Source organism: Actinocrispum sp. NPDC049592, from assembly GCF_040675465.1.
Taxonomy (GTDB): domain Bacteria; phylum Actinomycetota; class Actinomycetes; order Mycobacteriales; family Pseudonocardiaceae; genus Kibdelosporangium.
This window is the reverse complement of sequence record NZ_JBFAPA010000001.1, coordinates 494,220-509,707: the sequence shown is the minus strand read 5'-3', so window position 1 is coordinate 509,707 and position 15,488 is coordinate 494,220. Positions and strand designations below refer to the sequence as shown.

The 15,488-nt window shown below is 68.3% G+C and carries 12 protein-coding genes and 1 pseudogene; 10 read left to right on the top strand and 3 right to left on the bottom strand.

Features of this window, described 5'->3' with window-relative positions; translation table 11 throughout:
• Positions 1–42 precede the first annotated feature (42 nt).
• The 5 genes from AB0J95_RS02390 to AB0J95_RS02370 all read left to right on the top strand — a co-directional run bounded on the left by AB0J95_RS02390 (position 43) and on the right by AB0J95_RS02370 (position 4,961).
• Positions 43–1,170 (top strand): PrsW family intramembrane metalloprotease, encoded by a 1,128-nt coding sequence (locus AB0J95_RS02390; RefSeq protein ID WP_364753409.1) that lies wholly within the window; start codon positions 43–45, stop codon positions 1,168–1,170.
• A 752-nt stretch (positions 1,171–1,922) separates the two neighbouring features.
• Complete coding sequence (locus AB0J95_RS02385; RefSeq protein ID WP_364751199.1) at positions 1,923–2,810, top strand: DUF2520 domain-containing protein; 888 nt, start codon at positions 1,923–1,925, stop codon at positions 2,808–2,810.
• Positions 2,797–3,705: a pantoate--beta-alanine ligase gene (gene panC / locus AB0J95_RS02380; protein WP_364751196.1), complete on the top strand. Its 909-nt coding sequence runs from the start codon at positions 2,797–2,799 to the stop codon at positions 3,703–3,705. Before AB0J95_RS02385 ends, panC begins: the two co-directional genes overlap by 14 nt.
• 13 nt (positions 3,706–3,718) lie before the next feature.
• Positions 3,719–4,177 (top strand): aspartate 1-decarboxylase, encoded by a 459-nt coding sequence (gene panD / locus AB0J95_RS02375; protein WP_364751194.1) that lies wholly within the window; start codon positions 3,719–3,721, stop codon positions 4,175–4,177.
• A gap of 1 nt (position 4,178) precedes the next feature.
• Complete coding sequence (locus AB0J95_RS02370; RefSeq protein ID WP_364751191.1) at positions 4,179–4,961, top strand: type III pantothenate kinase; 783 nt, start codon at positions 4,179–4,181, stop codon at positions 4,959–4,961.
• Here AB0J95_RS02370 and AB0J95_RS02365 read toward each other — a convergent pair.
• On the bottom strand, positions 4,958–5,713 hold the full coding sequence (locus tag AB0J95_RS02365) for a class I SAM-dependent methyltransferase (protein ID WP_364751189.1): 756 nt from the start codon (positions 5,711–5,713) through the stop codon (positions 4,958–4,960). The two genes, AB0J95_RS02370 and AB0J95_RS02365, sit on opposite strands and share 4 nt — an antisense overlap.
• 447 nt (positions 5,714–6,160) lie before the next feature.
• On the opposite strand from AB0J95_RS02365, the pseudogene AB0J95_RS02360 reads away from it, so the two are divergent.
• The 4 genes and pseudogenes from AB0J95_RS02360 to AB0J95_RS02345 form a co-directional block, all read left to right on the top strand.
• A pseudogene (locus AB0J95_RS02360) lies at positions 6,161–6,315 on the top strand (amino acid--tRNA ligase-related protein); the annotation flags it as partial.
• Between the two features lie 111 nt (positions 6,316–6,426).
• Complete coding sequence (locus AB0J95_RS02355; protein ID WP_364751186.1) at positions 6,427–6,777, top strand: Lsr2 family protein; 351 nt, start codon at positions 6,427–6,429, stop codon at positions 6,775–6,777.
• A gap of 119 nt (positions 6,778–6,896) precedes the next feature.
• Complete coding sequence (locus tag AB0J95_RS02350; protein WP_364751184.1) at positions 6,897–7,718, top strand: ABC transporter ATP-binding protein; 822 nt, start codon at positions 6,897–6,899, stop codon at positions 7,716–7,718.
• 326 nt (positions 7,719–8,044) lie between these two features.
• Complete coding sequence (locus tag AB0J95_RS02345; RefSeq protein WP_364751181.1) at positions 8,045–10,597, top strand: ATP-dependent Clp protease ATP-binding subunit; 2,553 nt, start codon at positions 8,045–8,047, stop codon at positions 10,595–10,597.
• Positions 10,598–10,711: 114 nt separating this feature from the next.
• Here AB0J95_RS02345 and AB0J95_RS02340 read toward each other — a convergent pair whose 3' ends face one another.
• Together AB0J95_RS02340 and AB0J95_RS02335 are read right to left on the bottom strand one after the other, a co-directional pair.
• Complete coding sequence (locus tag AB0J95_RS02340; protein WP_364751178.1) at positions 10,712–11,548, bottom strand: hypothetical protein; 837 nt, start codon at positions 11,546–11,548, stop codon at positions 10,712–10,714.
• Positions 11,545–12,270 (bottom strand): glycerophosphodiester phosphodiesterase family protein, encoded by a 726-nt coding sequence (locus tag AB0J95_RS02335; protein WP_364751175.1) that lies wholly within the window; start codon positions 12,268–12,270, stop codon positions 11,545–11,547. Before AB0J95_RS02335 ends, AB0J95_RS02340 begins: the two co-directional genes overlap by 4 nt.
• A 58-nt stretch (positions 12,271–12,328) precedes the next feature.
• On the opposite strand from AB0J95_RS02335, the gene AB0J95_RS02330 reads away from it, so the two are divergent.
• Positions 12,329–15,484 (top strand): BTAD domain-containing putative transcriptional regulator, encoded by a 3,156-nt coding sequence (locus tag AB0J95_RS02330; protein WP_364751173.1) that lies wholly within the window; start codon positions 12,329–12,331, stop codon positions 15,482–15,484.
• The last annotated feature ends 4 nt before the right edge of the window (positions 15,485–15,488 follow it).

The window sequence follows — 15,488 nt, the reverse complement described above, 5'->3', positions numbered from 1 at the left end:
TCCGGCGCGTTCCCAGGTCGCCCGCTAGGGTTTCGCGTCGTGATGATCGAGGAGCCGGCTGTGACCAAACGGCCGACACCGCGCCGGCTGACCGTTCTGTTGCCGGTGCTTGGCCTGATAGTTCTGAGCCTTTGTGGACTGGGCGTGTTCGCCTACCTCACCGCGCGGGTGGGGATAGTCGCCGAGCTGGTGGGTTTGGCGGGCGCGCTGTTGCCCGTCGTGCCCGTGGTCGCCGTGTTCCTGTGGATCGACCGCTGGGAACCGGAACCCGCCAAGCTCCTGTGGCTGGCGTTCGCCTGGGGCGCCTGCGGAGCGACACTGACGGCCCTGCTCATCAACAACACAGCGGAAGCCGTGGGTGACTTGCTGCTGGGCAGGCAGGGCGGGGACACCATCAGCGCGGTGGTGTCGGCGCCGCTCGTGGAGGAGGCCGCTAAGGGCGCCTTCGTGCTGGCGATCTTGTTGAAGCGGCGGCATGAGTTCGATGGCGTCATCGACGGGATTGTCTACGCGGGGATGTGTGCGGCGGGGTTCGCGTTCACGGAGAACATCTATTACTTCGGGCGGATCTTCGTTGAGCACGGGTTTGGGACTGCGACTACTGCGGGGGTGCTTGCTGCTTTCATTCTTCGTGGGGTGCTCGCGCCTTTCATCCATCCGTTGTTCACTGTGATGACTGGGATTGGGCTGGGGATTTCTTCGCAGGCTCGGACTCGGGCTGGGCGTATTGGTGCGCCTCTGGGCGGGTATCTGCTGGCTGTTGGGTTGCATGCGCTTTGGAACGCTGCGGCGACTCTCGGGTCGGGGACCACGTTCTTGAACGTCTACTTCTTGATCATGGTTCCGTTGTTCGTCGCGGCCGGTGTGCTGGTCAACTGGGCTCGGAAGCGGGAGCAGAAGATCGTCGCCGCTGCGCTGCCCAGGCTGGTCGAGGAGGGGCTGGTGGCGCCGAGTGAGGTTGAGCTCCTCTCGAGTCTCAAGCGGCGGAAGGAGTGGCGGGTCAAGGCTCGGCGGCAGTTCGGGGCTGGGGCTGGGGCCGCTGTTGGGGAGTATCAGGTTGCCGTTACCGAGCTTGCTTTTGCTTTGCACAGCCGGAATGGGCGGGAGGGGGAGTTGGCTGGGGTGGTTCGGCGGAGCCGGGCTGCTGCCCGTGAGGCTTCTCGCCGCTGACTCTTTTGGCCTCTGGGGCGTATTGGGGCATTGGGGTGTCTGGGGCGTTTTGGGGGCGCTGAAAAGAATGCGCTCGCCGCGCGGCAGGGCCACCCAGAGGGAGAAGGCACGAAGATCACGTGTGCGCTTGCGCGCCAATACGATGGTGGTGGGCTGTGAATGGTGGGCTTTTGCGTCAACTTTGGGATGTCGAGTCCTGGCCGGTGCGGAGCGTCTTGTTCGTGCCGGGGTAGTCGCTCGCGTGGCTCCGGACGGTGAGATCGTGCCGTTCCGAGGAAAGGCTCCTGCTTGGGACTGGCTCGGGTCACCGTGTGGTCGCGGTGGGCAACACAACGGTGTGGGACCGGAGTCGCTGTATGTCGTGCGGCCCGAGTCGCTGCTCGGCCGCGATCGATGAGGCGCCCGAATCCCTGACTGGTCGGTTTCTGGGTGTGCCGCAAGCACACAAAGTCTTGGTCGTCCACTGTCCGCAGGCTGTTGTGGATAACCCCGCACCCTGTGGATAACTCCCCCACGACTGAGGCCGTCCGCTCCGAACTGTCGCCCCTCCGTGCGATCGTGAAAGCAGGGGATCCCCCGGCGGGGGACCCTGGTTGCGGCGTGCGCTGGGGTGGGTGGGGTAACGATTCGGGGGTGGTTGGGTGGGTGGTGGTGGTCACCTGGATGATGCGGTGTCTTTTCTGCCCGGTTACCCTCGCGCCAATCGTCCGGTACCCGGGATCGGGACTGGAACGAAAGGGAGATGACTTGTCATGAGCCGCCCCGCGCGTCTCGGAGTGGGCGTTGTGTCCGCTGGGAGGGTGGGTGTGGTGCTCGGCGCGGCGTTGGCGCGGGCCGGGCACACGGTGGTGGCCGCCTCGGGGGTCTCGCGGGACTCGGTGCGGCGGGCCGAGGAGATGTTGCCGGGTGTGCCGTTGCTGCCGCCCGACGAAGTGGTGAGCAAGGCCGACCTCGTGTTGCTGGCGCTGCCGGATGACGCGTTGAACGGGATGGTCCGTGGGTTGGCGGCCACTGGGTCGTTGCGGCCGGGGCAGATCGTTGTGCACACGTCTGGGGCGCACGGGATCGAGGTCCTCGGGCCCGCTGCCGAGCATGGGGCGCTGCCGCTTGCGCTGCACCCGGTGATGACGTTCACCGGGCGCCCGGAGGACTTGGACCGGATCACGGCCTGCTCGGTCGGGATCACCGCGGCCGACGGGGATGAGGCCGCGTGGAACGTCGGTGAGGCCCTGGTGGTCGAGATGGGGTCGGATCCGGTCCGGGTGCCCTCGGAGGCGCGGGCGGCGTACCACACGGCGCTCACGCACGGTGCGAACCACCTGATGACCCTGGTCAGTGACGCGGTCGACCTGCTGCGCAAACAAGGCATCGCGACCCCGGAGCGGCTGATCGGCCCGTTGCTGTCCGCCGCGCTGGACAACGCGCTGCGGCATGGTGACCGCGCGTTGACCGGGCCGGTGGCGCGCGGTGACGCGGGTACCGTCCGGAAACACTTGGATGTGTTGCGGGACAAGGCACCCGAGATGTTGCCCGCCTATCGGGAGCTTGCCCGCAGGACCGCGGACCGGGCGGCGGCCAACGGCCTGCTGCGCCCGGACCTCGCGCCGGATGTGTTCAAGGCCATTGATGAGGAGCCCTGAGTTGACGACCGCACCACAGTTCACCCGTGGCAGGCTGCATGTGCACAGCAGCCCCCAGGAGGTCGCGCGGGTGACGCGTGCCCTGCGGGCGGTGGGCACCAAGATCGCGTTCGTGCCGACGATGGGCGCGTTGCACGCGGGCCACCGGGAGCTGATCCGCCGGGCCCGCAACATCCCGAACACCGTCCTGGTCACGTCCATCTTCGTGAACCCGCTGCAGTTCGGCCCGAACGAGGACCTGTCCCGCTACCCGCGCCCCATCGAGAAGGACCTCGAGGTCTGCTCGGACGAGCGCGTGGAGATCGTCTTCACCCCGGGTGTCGAGGACATGTACCCGCCCGGCTCGCAGGTCCAGGTGCACCCTGGCCCGCTCGGCGACCAGCTCGAGGGCGCGGTCCGGCCCGGTCACTTCGCGGGCGTGCTGACAGTGGTGAACAAGCTGTTCAACATCGTCCGCCCCGACTACGCGATGTTCGGCGAGAAGGACTACCAGCAGCTCACCCTGGTCAAGCAGATGGTCAAGGACCTGGACATGGAGACCCGTGTCCTTGGCGTGCCGACCGTGCGCGAGTCCGACGGCCTGGCCTTGTCCTCCCGCAACGTCTACCTGACCGAACCGCAGCGGCAGAGCGCGGTGGCGTTGTCGGCGGCGCTCACCGCGGGCGCGCATGCGGGCCGTGGCGGCGCCGAGGCCGTCCAGAAAGCCGCCCAGGAGGTCCTGGCCGCGCACCCCGACCTCGACGTCGACTACGTCGAGGTCCGTTCGCCGGACCTGGCCGCGCCGCCCGAACGGGGTGAGGGCAGGCTGCTTGTCGCCGCCAAGGTCGGAACAACCAGACTTATCGACAACACCGCGCTGTGGCTGGGCGAACCACCCGAGCCGGAACAGCACTAGAGGGGCGACCGGAATGCTGCGCACGATGCTGAAATCCAAGATCCACCGGGCCACGGTGACCCAGGCGGACCTGCACTACGTGGGTTCGCTGACGCTGGATCCGGACCTGATGGAGGCCGCCGACCTGCTGCCCGGCGAGCAGGTGGCGATCGTGGACGTCACCAACGGCGCGCGCCTGGAGACCTACGTCATCGAGGGCGAGCGCGGCACCGGCGTGATCGGCATCAACGGCGCCGCGGCGCACCTGGTGCACCCCGGTGACCTGGTCATCGTGATCTCCTACGGGCTGATGGACAGCGCCGAGGCCGCCGCGTTCCGGCCCAAGGTGGTGTTCGTGGACGCCGAGAACAAGCCGGTCAGCCTGGGCGACGACCCCGCGCACGCGCCCGAGGGCTCCGGCCTGCAGAGCGGCGCGGTCTCCGCCGAGACGGCCGACGCGGCGATGCTGGACGCGCTGCTGGAGAACTCCTGACGTGCTGTTCGCGATCGACGTCGGCAACACCAACATCGTCCTGGGCCTGTACGACGGTGAACGCCTCGTCCACGACTGGCGGATGCGCACCGACGCCCGGATGACCGCGGACGAGCTGGCCCTGACCATGCGCGGCCTGCTCGGCGAGAACGCGGACAAGGTCACCGCGGTGTCGGCGCTGTCCACAGTCCCGGCCGTGTTGCGGGAACTGCGGGTGATGCTCGGCCGGTACTACGACGGCGTGCCCAAGCTGATCGTCGAGCCCGGCGTCCGCACGGGTGTGCCGTTGCTGGTCGACAACCCCAAGGAGGTCGGCGGCGACCGGGTGATCAACACCCTGGCCGCGCACCACCTCTACAGCACTGCGTGCGTGGTCGTCGACTTCGGCACGTCCACGAACATCGACGTGATCTCCGCCAAGGGCGAGTTCCTCGGCGGGGTGTTCGCGCCCGGCATCGAGATCTCGGTGGACGCGCTGGCCGCGCGGGCGGCGGCGCTGCGCAAGGTGGAGATCGCCAAGCCCCGGTCGGTGATCGGCAAGAACACCGTGGAATGCCTGCAGTCCGGGATCCTCTACGGGTTCACCGGCCAGGTCGACGGCCTGGTCCGGCGGATCATCGCGGAGCTGCACGAGCAGGGCCACGACAAGACCGGTCCGGTCACGGTGATCGCCACCGGTGGCCTCGCCCCGGTCGTGGTGGCCGAGTCGGAGACGATCCAGTTCCACCACCCGGATCTGACCCTCTTGGGCCTGCGCCTGGTCTTCGAACGCAATCAGCGTTAGCGGCGGTACGTGCGCATGACGAGGGTGCGCAGCGGGACCTCGAACTCGCCGCCGCCCGCGGTTTCCGGGCGCGACTCGAGAAAGGCGTGCAGCCGGGTCAGGACCGCCGCCCGGTCCTCGTCGGAGGACACGAGCATGTGCGAATGCGTGCCGACGGTCGCGGCCAGGGTCTCGGCGGTCCGGCGGAACGAGTGGTCGAACGCCTGCTGCTGAAACGGCTCGAACAACGGGTGCCTGTCCGGCATGGGGTTGCGGGCCGTCCACTCGCGGCTCACCCGGGGCCGGATCAGCTCCTCGAACTGCGCCACCCATTCGACCCGCTCGTCCTCCAGGTTCCACATCGCGCCCAGCGCCCCGCCCGGCCGCAGCACCCGGCCGATCTCGTTGAGCGCTTTGGGCACGTCGAACCAGTGAAAGGCCTGCCCGACCAGGACCGCGTCCACCGAAGCGCCGGCCAGCGGAATGTCTTCGGCCGTCCCGGCCAGCGCCTTGGTGCCGGGAAACCTTTTCCGCAGTTCCGCGCGCATCCCCGGATCGGGTTCCACCGCGGTCACCCGCAGCCCGCGGGCAACCAACGATTGGGTGAGTTTTCCGGTTCCGGCCGCCAAGTCCAGGACATGCACGGGATCGGGCGGTAACACCCAGTCGATTGCCGGATCGGGATAATCGGGCCGGTGCTCCGCATAGGCCCGCGCTTGCGCACCGAACGAGCCGGCCCGCCGGGCACGCAGTTCCGCTTCGGGTGTGCTCACCCTCCCAAGGTATCCCGCCGGAAAGCCGTCCCGGTTTTTCCGTGCGCTTTGCGCCCATGGCCAGGTGGCCCGGCCTCGCGAACGTTGGCGGGGAATCGGCCGCGGCGACGTTATGCCGACCTGATCATGTACCCGGCAGGGGGCGCTGCATGGTACGCAACGACACGCAGTCGTCCGGTCATTGCGTGACTCGTTCCACAGCGGGGCATTCACCGAGGTCGAAACGCCGATGCCACGGCCGCTTCATGGCGGTCCTGCCGTTCGGCCGTTCGTGGAATGAGCGACGTGATTCCTCGCATTCGCCCGAGTTCGCATAGCGAAGTTCTCCAGGTCCGCGCCCGCATACCCGCGGCAGGAGTTCTGACCAGGCAGTCGATCGCGCCAGGCGGCGGACCACGTTTTCGGTGACGACCCGGTCACGCTGCCGTACACGCCCCCGATGACCTGGCGATGCGGTCGGACGAGGACTTTCTGCGCGCACTGGAGTACGGAATGCCACCCAGTGGTGGAGTCGGAATGGGTATCGATCGGCCGTTGATGGCACTCACCGGGTTCGCGATCGCCGACACGATCGCCAGTTCCCGCCGGTTCGCCGGCAATGAAACCGGCATCGCCTGTTCGAAGAATTTGCGCTAGCCTACGCGTACGGAGTATTCATTACATGCCGGTCACGCCAGCTATCCGCAACCAGCATTGACCCGAGGAGGCGACGTATGGCGCAGAAGGTCACGGTGACCCTCGTTGACGACATTGACGGATCAGAAGCCGAGGAGACCCTCGAGTTCGGGCTGGACGGCGTTTCGTACCAGATCGATCTGTCCGGTGGCAATGCGGAGAAGCTCAGGGAGATCCTGAGTGACTACGTGGATCACGCCCGGCGTTCCGGCGGCCGTAAGCGCGCACCGGGAAGGCCGGCCGTGGGCCGCGCCGCCCGCACCGCGGCGGTGGATCGCGACCAGAACCAGGCAATTCGCGAGTGGGCCCGCAAGAAGGGATACAAAGTTTCCGATCGCGGACGTATCCCGAAGGAAGTCACCGAGGCTTACCACAACAACCGGGACTAAAACCGCGCGGAGTGGCGAAAAATCCACTGGCCCGTGGCGCCGCCACGGGCCTTTTTCGCGTCAAAATGCGCCCTGACCAGGGGTTAGGTATGCCTAACCTGCCCGGCTATGCTGCGGTGGTGGCAGGTACGCAGGTGAAGACCCGGGTCCGGTTGCACGCGAGCGGCCTGGGCCTGGGCTACGGCGAGCGGCTGGTGGTCGACGACCTCGACCTGGCGGTCGAGCAGGGCACCATCACGTCGGTGATCGGCCCGAACGGCTGTGGCAAGTCCACCTTGCTGCGTGCGCTGGGCCGGCTGCTGGCCCCGCGGGCCGGTGAGGTGCTGCTGGACGGCAAGCGGATCGACAAGCTGCCGACCAAGGAGGTCGCCCGGACAGTCGGCCTGCTGCCGCAGACCCCGCAGGCGCCCGACGGGCTGACCGTAGCCGACCTGGTCGCGCGTGGCCGGCACCCGCACCAGACCTGGTACCGGCAGTGGTCGGTGACCGACGAGGCCGCTGTGACCGACGCGCTGAAGCTCACCGGCATGGACGAGCATGCTCACCGGGTCGTGGACGAGTTGTCCGGCGGGCAACGGCAGCGGGCATGGATCTCGATGACGCTGGCCCAGGAGACCGAGCTGCTGCTGCTCGACGAGCCGATCACCTACCTGGACCTGGCCCACCAGGTGGATGTGCTGGACCTGGTCCAGGACCTGCACGCGACCCGCGGCACGACCGTGGTGATGGTGCTGCACGACCTCAACCTCGCCGCCCGCTACTCGCACCGGCTGGTGGCCATGCGGGCCGGCGAGATCGTGGCCCAGGGCGACCCGCACGACGTGCTGACCGAGCAGCTGCTGCGGGACGTCTTCGACCTGGACGCCAAGATCATGACCGACCCGGTGGCCGGCACGCCGATGGTGGTGCCGATCGGCTCGCGCCACCGTGGCCGGATGTAGCCGGGTCATGCGCCCGTTTTGTCCGTCCAACCGGACAAGGCACCCGGTGCCGGGTTGATCTGATCGGGTGACCGGACGTCCCCGCGAAGTGCGGTGTTCGCGGACAGCGGACAGGTTCCATCTTCTGGAATCCGTGCTTCTGACCGCACGTTGTGAGGGATGTCCGGTAAGACGGTGCCCGGTGCAGAGTGCCTGTCATCAATCTGTGGTCGTGCGTGGCACTGAGCGCGACAGGCCGGGCGACTACAGTGGTCCTACGGTGCTGAATCCACCAACGCGGGAACGGGGTGGATTAGGGCCGCCGGCGCAGCAGTCAGGGAGTGCGAATGTTCGAGAGGTTCACCGACCGCGCGAGGCGGGTGGTTGTCCTGGCCCAGGAAGAGGCCAGGATGCTCAACCACAACTACATCGGCACCGAGCACATCCTCCTGGGCTTGATCCACGAGGGTGAGGGTGTCGCGGCCAAGGCGCTCGAGTCGCTGGGGATCGCGCTGGAGGGCGTGCGTCAGCAGGTCGAGGAGATCATCGGCCAGGGGCAGCACGCGCCGAGCGGGCACATCCCCTTCACACCTCGGGCCAAGAAGGTGCTGGAGCTGTCGCTGCGCGAGGCGCTGCAGCTCGGCCACAACTACATCGGCACGGAGCACATCCTGCTGGGCCTGATCCGAGAGGGCGAGGGCGTGGCCGCCCAGGTGCTGGTCAAGCTCGGCGCCGACCTCAACCGGGTCCGCCAGCAGGTGCTGCAGCTCCTGTCGGGCTACCAGGGCAAGCCGGAGACCGAGCCGGGCAGCCGCGGTGAGGGCACGCCGTCCTCGTCGCTGGTGCTCGACCAGTTCGGCCGCAACCTGACGGCCTCCGCCCGCGAGGGCAAGCTGGACCCGGTGATCGGCCGGTCCAAGGAGATCGAGCGGGTCATGCAGGTGCTGTCCCGCCGTACCAAGAACAACCCGGTCCTGATCGGCGAGCCGGGTGTCGGCAAGACCGCGGTCGTCGAGGGCCTGGCGCAGATGGTGGTCAAGGGCGAGGTGCCCGAGACGCTGAAGGACAAGCAGCTCTACACGCTGGACCTCGGCTCGCTGGTCGCCGGCTCCCGCTACCGCGGTGACTTCGAGGAGCGCCTCAAGAAGGTGCTCAAGGAGATCCGCACCCGCGGCGACATCATCCTGTTCATCGACGAGATCCACACGCTCGTCGGTGCGGGTGCCGCGGAGGGCGCGATCGACGCGGCCTCGATCCTCAAGCCGATGCTGGCCCGTGGTGAGCTGCAGACCATCGGCGCGACCACGCTCGAGGAGTACCGCAAGTACGTGGAGAAGGACCCCGCTCTCGAGCGGCGGTTCCAGCCCATCCAGGTCGGCGAGCCGAACCTGGAGCACACCATCGAGATCCTGAAGGGTCTGCGCGACCGGTACGAGGCGCACCACCGCGTGTCGATCACCGACGGCGCGCTGGTGCAGGCGGCCACCCTGGCCGACCGGTACATCAACGACCGCTTCCTGCCGGACAAGGCGATCGACCTGATCGACGAGGCCGGTGCCCGGATGCGCATCCGCCGCATGACGGCGCCGCCGGACCTGCGTGAGTTCGACGAGAAGATCGCGGACGTGCGCCGGGAGAAGGAATCGGCCATAGACGCTCAGGACTTCGAGCGTGCCGCCAAACTGCGCGACCAGGAGAAGCAGCTCCTGGGCCAGAAGGCGGAGCGGGAGAAGCAGTGGAAGGACGGCGACCTCGACGTCGTCGCCGAGGTCGACGAGGAGCAGATCGCCGAGGTCCTGGCGCACTGGACGGGTATCCCGGTCTTCAAGCTGACCGAGGAGGAGACCACCCGCCTGCTGCGCATGGAGGACGAGCTGCACAAGCGGATCATCGGCCAGGAAGAGGCGGTCAAGGCCGTCTCCAAGGCGATCCGCCGTACTCGTGCCGGCCTGAAGGACCCCAAGCGGCCCAGCGGTTCGTTCATCTTCGCCGGCCCGTCCGGTGTCGGTAAGACCGAGCTGTCCAAGGCGCTGGCGAACTTCCTGTTCGGCGAGGACGACGCGCTCATCCAGATCGACATGGGCGAGTTCCACGACCGCTACACCGCCTCGCGGCTGTTCGGTGCCCCTCCCGGGTACGTCGGTTACGAGGAGGGCGGCCAGCTGACCGAGAAGGTGCGGCGCAAGCCGTTCTCGGTGGTGCTGTTCGACGAGATCGAGAAGGCGCACCAGGAGGTCTACAACACCCTCCTGCAGGTGCTCGAGGACGGTCGCCTGACCGACGGTCAGGGCCGCACCGTGGACTTCAAGAACACGGTGATCATCTTCACCTCGAACCTGGGCACCCAGGACATCTCGAAGGCCGTGTCGCTCGGCTTCGCCGGCGGCAGCGACTCCTCGAACAACTACGAGCGGATGAAGCAGAAGGTCAACGACGAGCTGAAGAAGCACTTCCGCCCGGAGTTCCTCAACCGCATCGACGACATCATCGTGTTCCACCAGCTCACCCGCGACGAGATCATCCGCATGGTCGACCTGATGATCACCCGCGTGGAGACCCAGCTGCGCAACAAGGACATGGCCCTGGAACTGACCGACAAGGCCAAGTCCCTGCTCGCCCAGCGTGGTTTCGACCCCGTGCTCGGTGCCCGGCCGCTGCGCCGCACCATCCAGCGCGAGATCGAGGACCAATTGAGCGAGAAGATCCTGTTCGGCGAGCTCGAGCCCGGCCAGATCGTCATCACCGACGTTGAGGGCTGGGACGGCGAGGGCACCGCCGACGACCGGGCGCACTTCGTGTTCCGCGGCGAGTCCAAGCCCCGCCGCGTGCCGGACAGCCCCCCGGTCGACCTCGCGGCGTCGTCGAAGTCGGGCGACATCGTGGAGGGTCTGGAAGACTAGGAGTTAGAGCGCGAAGAGGCGGTTCCCATCCGGGAGCCGCCTCTTTTGTTTTGGGGGATGGGGCGGCCTTGTGGGCGCTCTATGGGCCGCATCGCGGTGCCCACCGCGGCGTGGCTAGGTGGTGGTGGCGTGGTGGATCAGGGTGGACAACACGCGCGTGAAGGTTTCGGGGCGGGTTAGGGATGGGGGTGGGCCGGTGCGGGTGGTGTTGCCGCTGTTCATCCAGAACACGCGGCCGCGGTCGACCCGGCGGTGGGTGATGAGGGGTTTGGTGGTGTCGTTGTTGTGGCAGTACAGGAAATCGACGGCGGTGTGCCAGGTGCCGGTGACGATCTCGTTGTCCACCAACGTGATGGTGGGTGGGAGGGCGTTGCGGAGGGTGATGTCCGCGGTGGATCGGGGGCCGGTGTCCACGCGGGTGTAGATGAGGGGGTCGTCGATCGTCTTGAAATCGTCGAGCGTGCCGCCGGCGAGTTTCTGGAGACGGTCGTTGCGGCTGCGGGTGTAGATGGCGTCGTGGCCGAGGACCAGGCAGCCACCCCGGTGGACATAGCGCACGAGGCGCTTCTGGATCCGGTCACGGTCGCGCGGGCGGGCGCTCAGCTGGGTGACATCGGTGATCAGCACGACAATGCTCAGGATCGACCGCGAAAACGTCCACCGCATGAGGTCGACGCTGTCGCGAGTCACCTTCACACGCGTCTTCACGCCACGGCCGCGCAGCTCCTCCCGCAGCCGCCCGGCCAACGCGCGGCTGGTGATCAACTCGTCGTTGCAGTCTGTGTACAGCAGGATCGTCTTGGTCCGGAACAACCGCCGGAACAGCACGAACCACCGGCGCCCGGCCCGGATCGACCGGCTGTACAGGTCGAACCCCAGCAGCCGCGCGACGAACACGACGACCACGGCGACGAGGTTGACCACCACCTCGTCGAGGTACTTGACGATCACAGCCGCGGGTCCATGGACTCGAAGATCGGGTTCGCTCCGAACCTCTGCGCCGCCCGCAACTGCCCCGGGTCACGCACCGTCCACACCAGCAGCGGCGCCTTCAACACCCGCCGCCACAACGCAACCACCACACTCGGCAACGCATCCAGCTGAAACGCCAGGAAATCCGGCCGGGTAACCGCGTTGAGCACCATGCTGCGCAACAAGATCCGCTGCCCGAACGGCACCCCGTCGCCGGCGAACGACCCGGAGATCTGCCCCCGCGTCACCCCAGGAGCGTTACGCCGCAACCACAACACGATCCGAGGGTCGAACGACTGCACCGCATAAGTGCCCGCGTACCCCGCCAGCAAAGCCAGCAACGGCTTGCCGATCAGCGCCGACGGCGTCCCGGTCTTGACCTCGATCAGCAGCGGCACCCGCCCCGCGACCAGGTCGAGCACCTCCCGCAGCAACGGAATGCGCTCCGAAGTGCCGTCCAACGACAGAGCCGTCAGGACGGCCGCGGACGTGGCCGTCACCTTGTGGTGCGTGCCGGTCAGCCGGGTCGTGGTGTCATCGTGGAACACCACGATCTCGCCGTCCGAGGACAGGTGGACGTCCAGCTCAATGGCGTAACCGGCGTCGGCGGCCGCGGCGAACGCGGCCAGGCTGTTCTCCGGGACGCCGGGGGAGTGCAGACCGCGGTGTGCGACGGGCACGGTGCTGAGCCATTCGTCCATACGGATCAGACGAACGGCGAGGAGGCAAGGTTCCGGGGTCGTCTGGGAAGCTAGAGGGGTGCGGGTAGCGATGCTGGGGCCGCTCGGCCTCTGGGACGCCGCCGACCGGGAGATCGAGGTCGGCGGGGTACGGCTGCGCATGCTGCTGGTCCGGCTGGCGCTGGACGCGGGCCGGATCGTGCCCAGCGAGTCGCTGATCGACGGGCTCTGGGGTGAACAGCCGCCCGCGGACGCGACGAACGCCCTGCAGTCGCTGGTGTCCCGGTTGCGCAAGACCGGCATGGGCCAGGCCCTGCAGTCCCACCCGGTGGGCTACTCGCTCGCGGTCACCGACGTGGACGCGCACACCTTCGAGCGCCTCGCCGCCGAGGGCGGGGACCTGCTGCGCAAGGACCACATCACCCGGGCCGCCGAGGTGCTCCGCGAAGCCCTCGACCTGTGGCGCGGGCCGGCCCTCGTGGACGTCGCCGACGCGCCCTTCGCCGCGCCCGCGGTCGCCAGGCTGACCGAGCTGCGGCTGACCGCGCTGGAGGACCGGATCGACGCGGACATCCGGCGCGGCCGGGAAGGCGATGTCATCGTCGAGCTGTACGCGCTTGCCCGCGAACACCCGTTGCGCGAACGCCTGGCGGGGCTGTTGATCCGCGCGTTGCACCTGGCGGGACGGCAGGCCGACGCGCTCACCGCGTTCGAGACCATCCGCACGAACCTCCGCGATGAGCTCGGCGTCGACCCGAGCCAGGATCTCAAGGCTGTCCACCTCGAGGTGCTGCGCGACCAGCCGAAGCGCCCGCCCAAGGTCCCGGCCCAGCTGACCAGCTTCGTCGGCAGGCACGACGAACTCGTCGAACTGACCAAAATGGACGGACGCCTGGTCACCCTCGTCGGCCCAGGCGGAGCTGGAAAGACGAGGCTGGCGACGGAAGCGGCGGCCAAAGTCCATGAACGCGTGTGGTTCGTGCCGCTGGCCGGTCTGCGCGAGGCCTCCGATGTGCCGCTGGCGCTGGCATCCGAGCTGGGACTGGGCGACCCGCGCGTCGCCGAAGGACGGCGGATCTGGCACGGTTCCGCGGGTGACGTGACCGAACGGCTGGTGGACGCCCTGGGCGACCGCGCGGATCTCATCGTGCTGGACAACTGCGAACACCTGATCTCGGCCGCCGCGCACCTCGTGGATGTCTTGCTGGCGGGCTGCCCACGGCTGCGGGTGATGGCCACGAGCCGTGAACCCCTTGCCATCACAGGGGAAACGCTGCTCCAGGTCGGGCCGTTGGACCTGCCCGAGGAGAACGCCACGCCGGAGCAGGCACAGGAACGCGCCGCGGTAAGGCTTTTCCTCGACCGGGCGGCCGCGGTCCGGCCCGGGTTCGTCATGGATGACAGCAATGTCAAGGACATCGTGGCGATCTGCCGCCAGCTCGACGGTCTGCCGCTGGCGCTCGAACTCGCGGCGGCGCGGCTGCGGTCGATGACGATCGGCCAGGTCGCGGACCGCCTCGATGACCGGTTCCGCCTGCTCACCGGCGGCAGCCGGACCTCCCTGCCGCGCCACCAGACCCTGGGCGCGGTGGTGGAGTGGAGCTGGAGCCTGCTCACCGATTCGGAACGCACGCTGGCCACGAGGCTGTCGGTGTTCGCCAGCGCGGCCACCCTCGAAGCCATCACGGCGGTCTGCGCGGGCGGTGACCTGCCCTCCGGTGACGTGCTGTACGTGCTGGCCTCGCTCGTCGAGAAGTCGTTGGTGGAAGCGGGCGAGGGGCCGGACGGGCCGCCGCGGTACCGCATGCTGCAGACGGTCCGGGCCTACGCGGCGGAACGGCTGGACGAACCGCGGGAGATCCGCACCCGGCTCGCCGCGTACATGCTGGCGTTCGTGGAGGAGTGCGACCCGAAACTCCGTGGCCCCGGCCAGCTCCAGGCCTTGTCCACAATGGACGCCGAGCGGGACAACGTGCTCGAAGCCGTGCGGACCGCGGTCGACAACGAGGACGGCGACACGTCCTCGCGGATCGCGGCCGCCTGGACGTGGTTCTGGATGCTGCGCCAGGGCGTGTTCGGCGAGTCGCTGTCCGAGCAGATCATGCCGATCGACCGGATCATGCGGCTGGAGCGGGACGCCCCGGCGGATGCCCGGATCATGCTGCGAATGCTGGAGATGGCCAGCGGCACCGGGGACCCGGACCCGGCCCGGCTCAACGAGCTGATCGAGCTGTGCCAACGGGTCGGGCCGGCGGCGCGTTATCCGTTGCTGTCGATGGTCGAGGCCATCGCGCACGCGTTGCTCGGCGACACGGACCACGCGGCGACGGTGGCCTTCCGGCGTTCGCTGCGGTACCCGGACCCGTGGGGCCGCGCGGTGAGCGTGCTCGGCGGTGCGCTGGCGTCGGAGAACTTCGGCAACGTGGACCGGGCCGAGCGGTGGTTCGCCTTGGCCATCCGCCGGTTCCGCACCCTGGGCGACCGGTGGGGCGGGATGATGGCGATGAACGGGCTGGCCGGGATCCGTTCGGTACGCGGTGATCTGGCCGGTGCGATGGATCTTTTCGTTGCGGCCATGGGGATGGAGATCGAGCTGGGGCCGTTGCCGTTGCCGCCCATGGCCTGCGGCCGGCTCGCCGACATCCGGTACCGTGACGGCGACATCGAGGGCGCCATGCGCGACCTCGAACAGGCCGTCGTGATCAGCCAGGAACAGGGCCAGCAGGCGGTCTCCATCGTGAACCTGTGCAAGCTCAGCCAGATCGCCCGCGCGCACGGCGACCTGCCCAGGTCACGCAAGTACCTGCGGCAGGCGCGGGAGCTGCTCACCGGCCGCAAGGACAACCAGGGCGACCCGATGTACGCGTGGGTTGACACCGCGGAGATCCCGTTGCTGGCGGCCGAAGGCGAGCCGGACAAGGCCATGACTCGCGCCCGGTCCGCGCTGGCCGGGATCCGCCGCGCGTTCATGGTCGACTACCAAAGCGTTGCGGGCATTGGTGAATCGCTGGCCGAAGTGGCCGCCATGGCCGGTGAACTCCCCGAGGCGGCCCGCCTGCTCGGCGCCGCCGCCGCGGTCCGCGGCGCCCTCGACGTGGGTTCCCCGGAGATCCGTGCCCTGCTGGACAAGTTCGGCGACACCGAGCGCGAACTCCTTGACCAGCACCGGATCCTGCCCCGCGACGAAGCCATGGCCCTCCTCGAGCAAAGCGTCTCCCCAGCTCACCCCTCGTGAGTGG

Coding starts and splice junctions, on each gene's coding strand:
- AB0J95_RS02355 (WP_364751186.1), top strand. CDS start 6,427: ATGGCGCAGAAGGTCACGGTGACCCTCGTTGACGACATTGACGGATCA.
- panD (WP_364751194.1), top strand. CDS start 3,719: ATGCTGCGCACGATGCTGAAATCCAAGATCCACCGGGCCACGGTGACC.
- AB0J95_RS02390 (WP_364753409.1), top strand. CDS start 43: ATGATCGAGGAGCCGGCTGTGACCAAACGGCCGACACCGCGCCGGCTG.
- AB0J95_RS02345 (WP_364751181.1), top strand. CDS start 8,045: ATGTTCGAGAGGTTCACCGACCGCGCGAGGCGGGTGGTTGTCCTGGCC.
- AB0J95_RS02335 (WP_364751175.1), bottom strand. CDS start 12,270: ATGGACGAATGGCTCAGCACCGTGCCCGTCGCACACCGCGGTCTGCAC.
- AB0J95_RS02385 (WP_364751199.1), top strand. CDS start 1,923: ATGAGCCGCCCCGCGCGTCTCGGAGTGGGCGTTGTGTCCGCTGGGAGG.
- panC (WP_364751196.1), top strand. CDS start 2,797: ATGAGGAGCCCTGAGTTGACGACCGCACCACAGTTCACCCGTGGCAGG.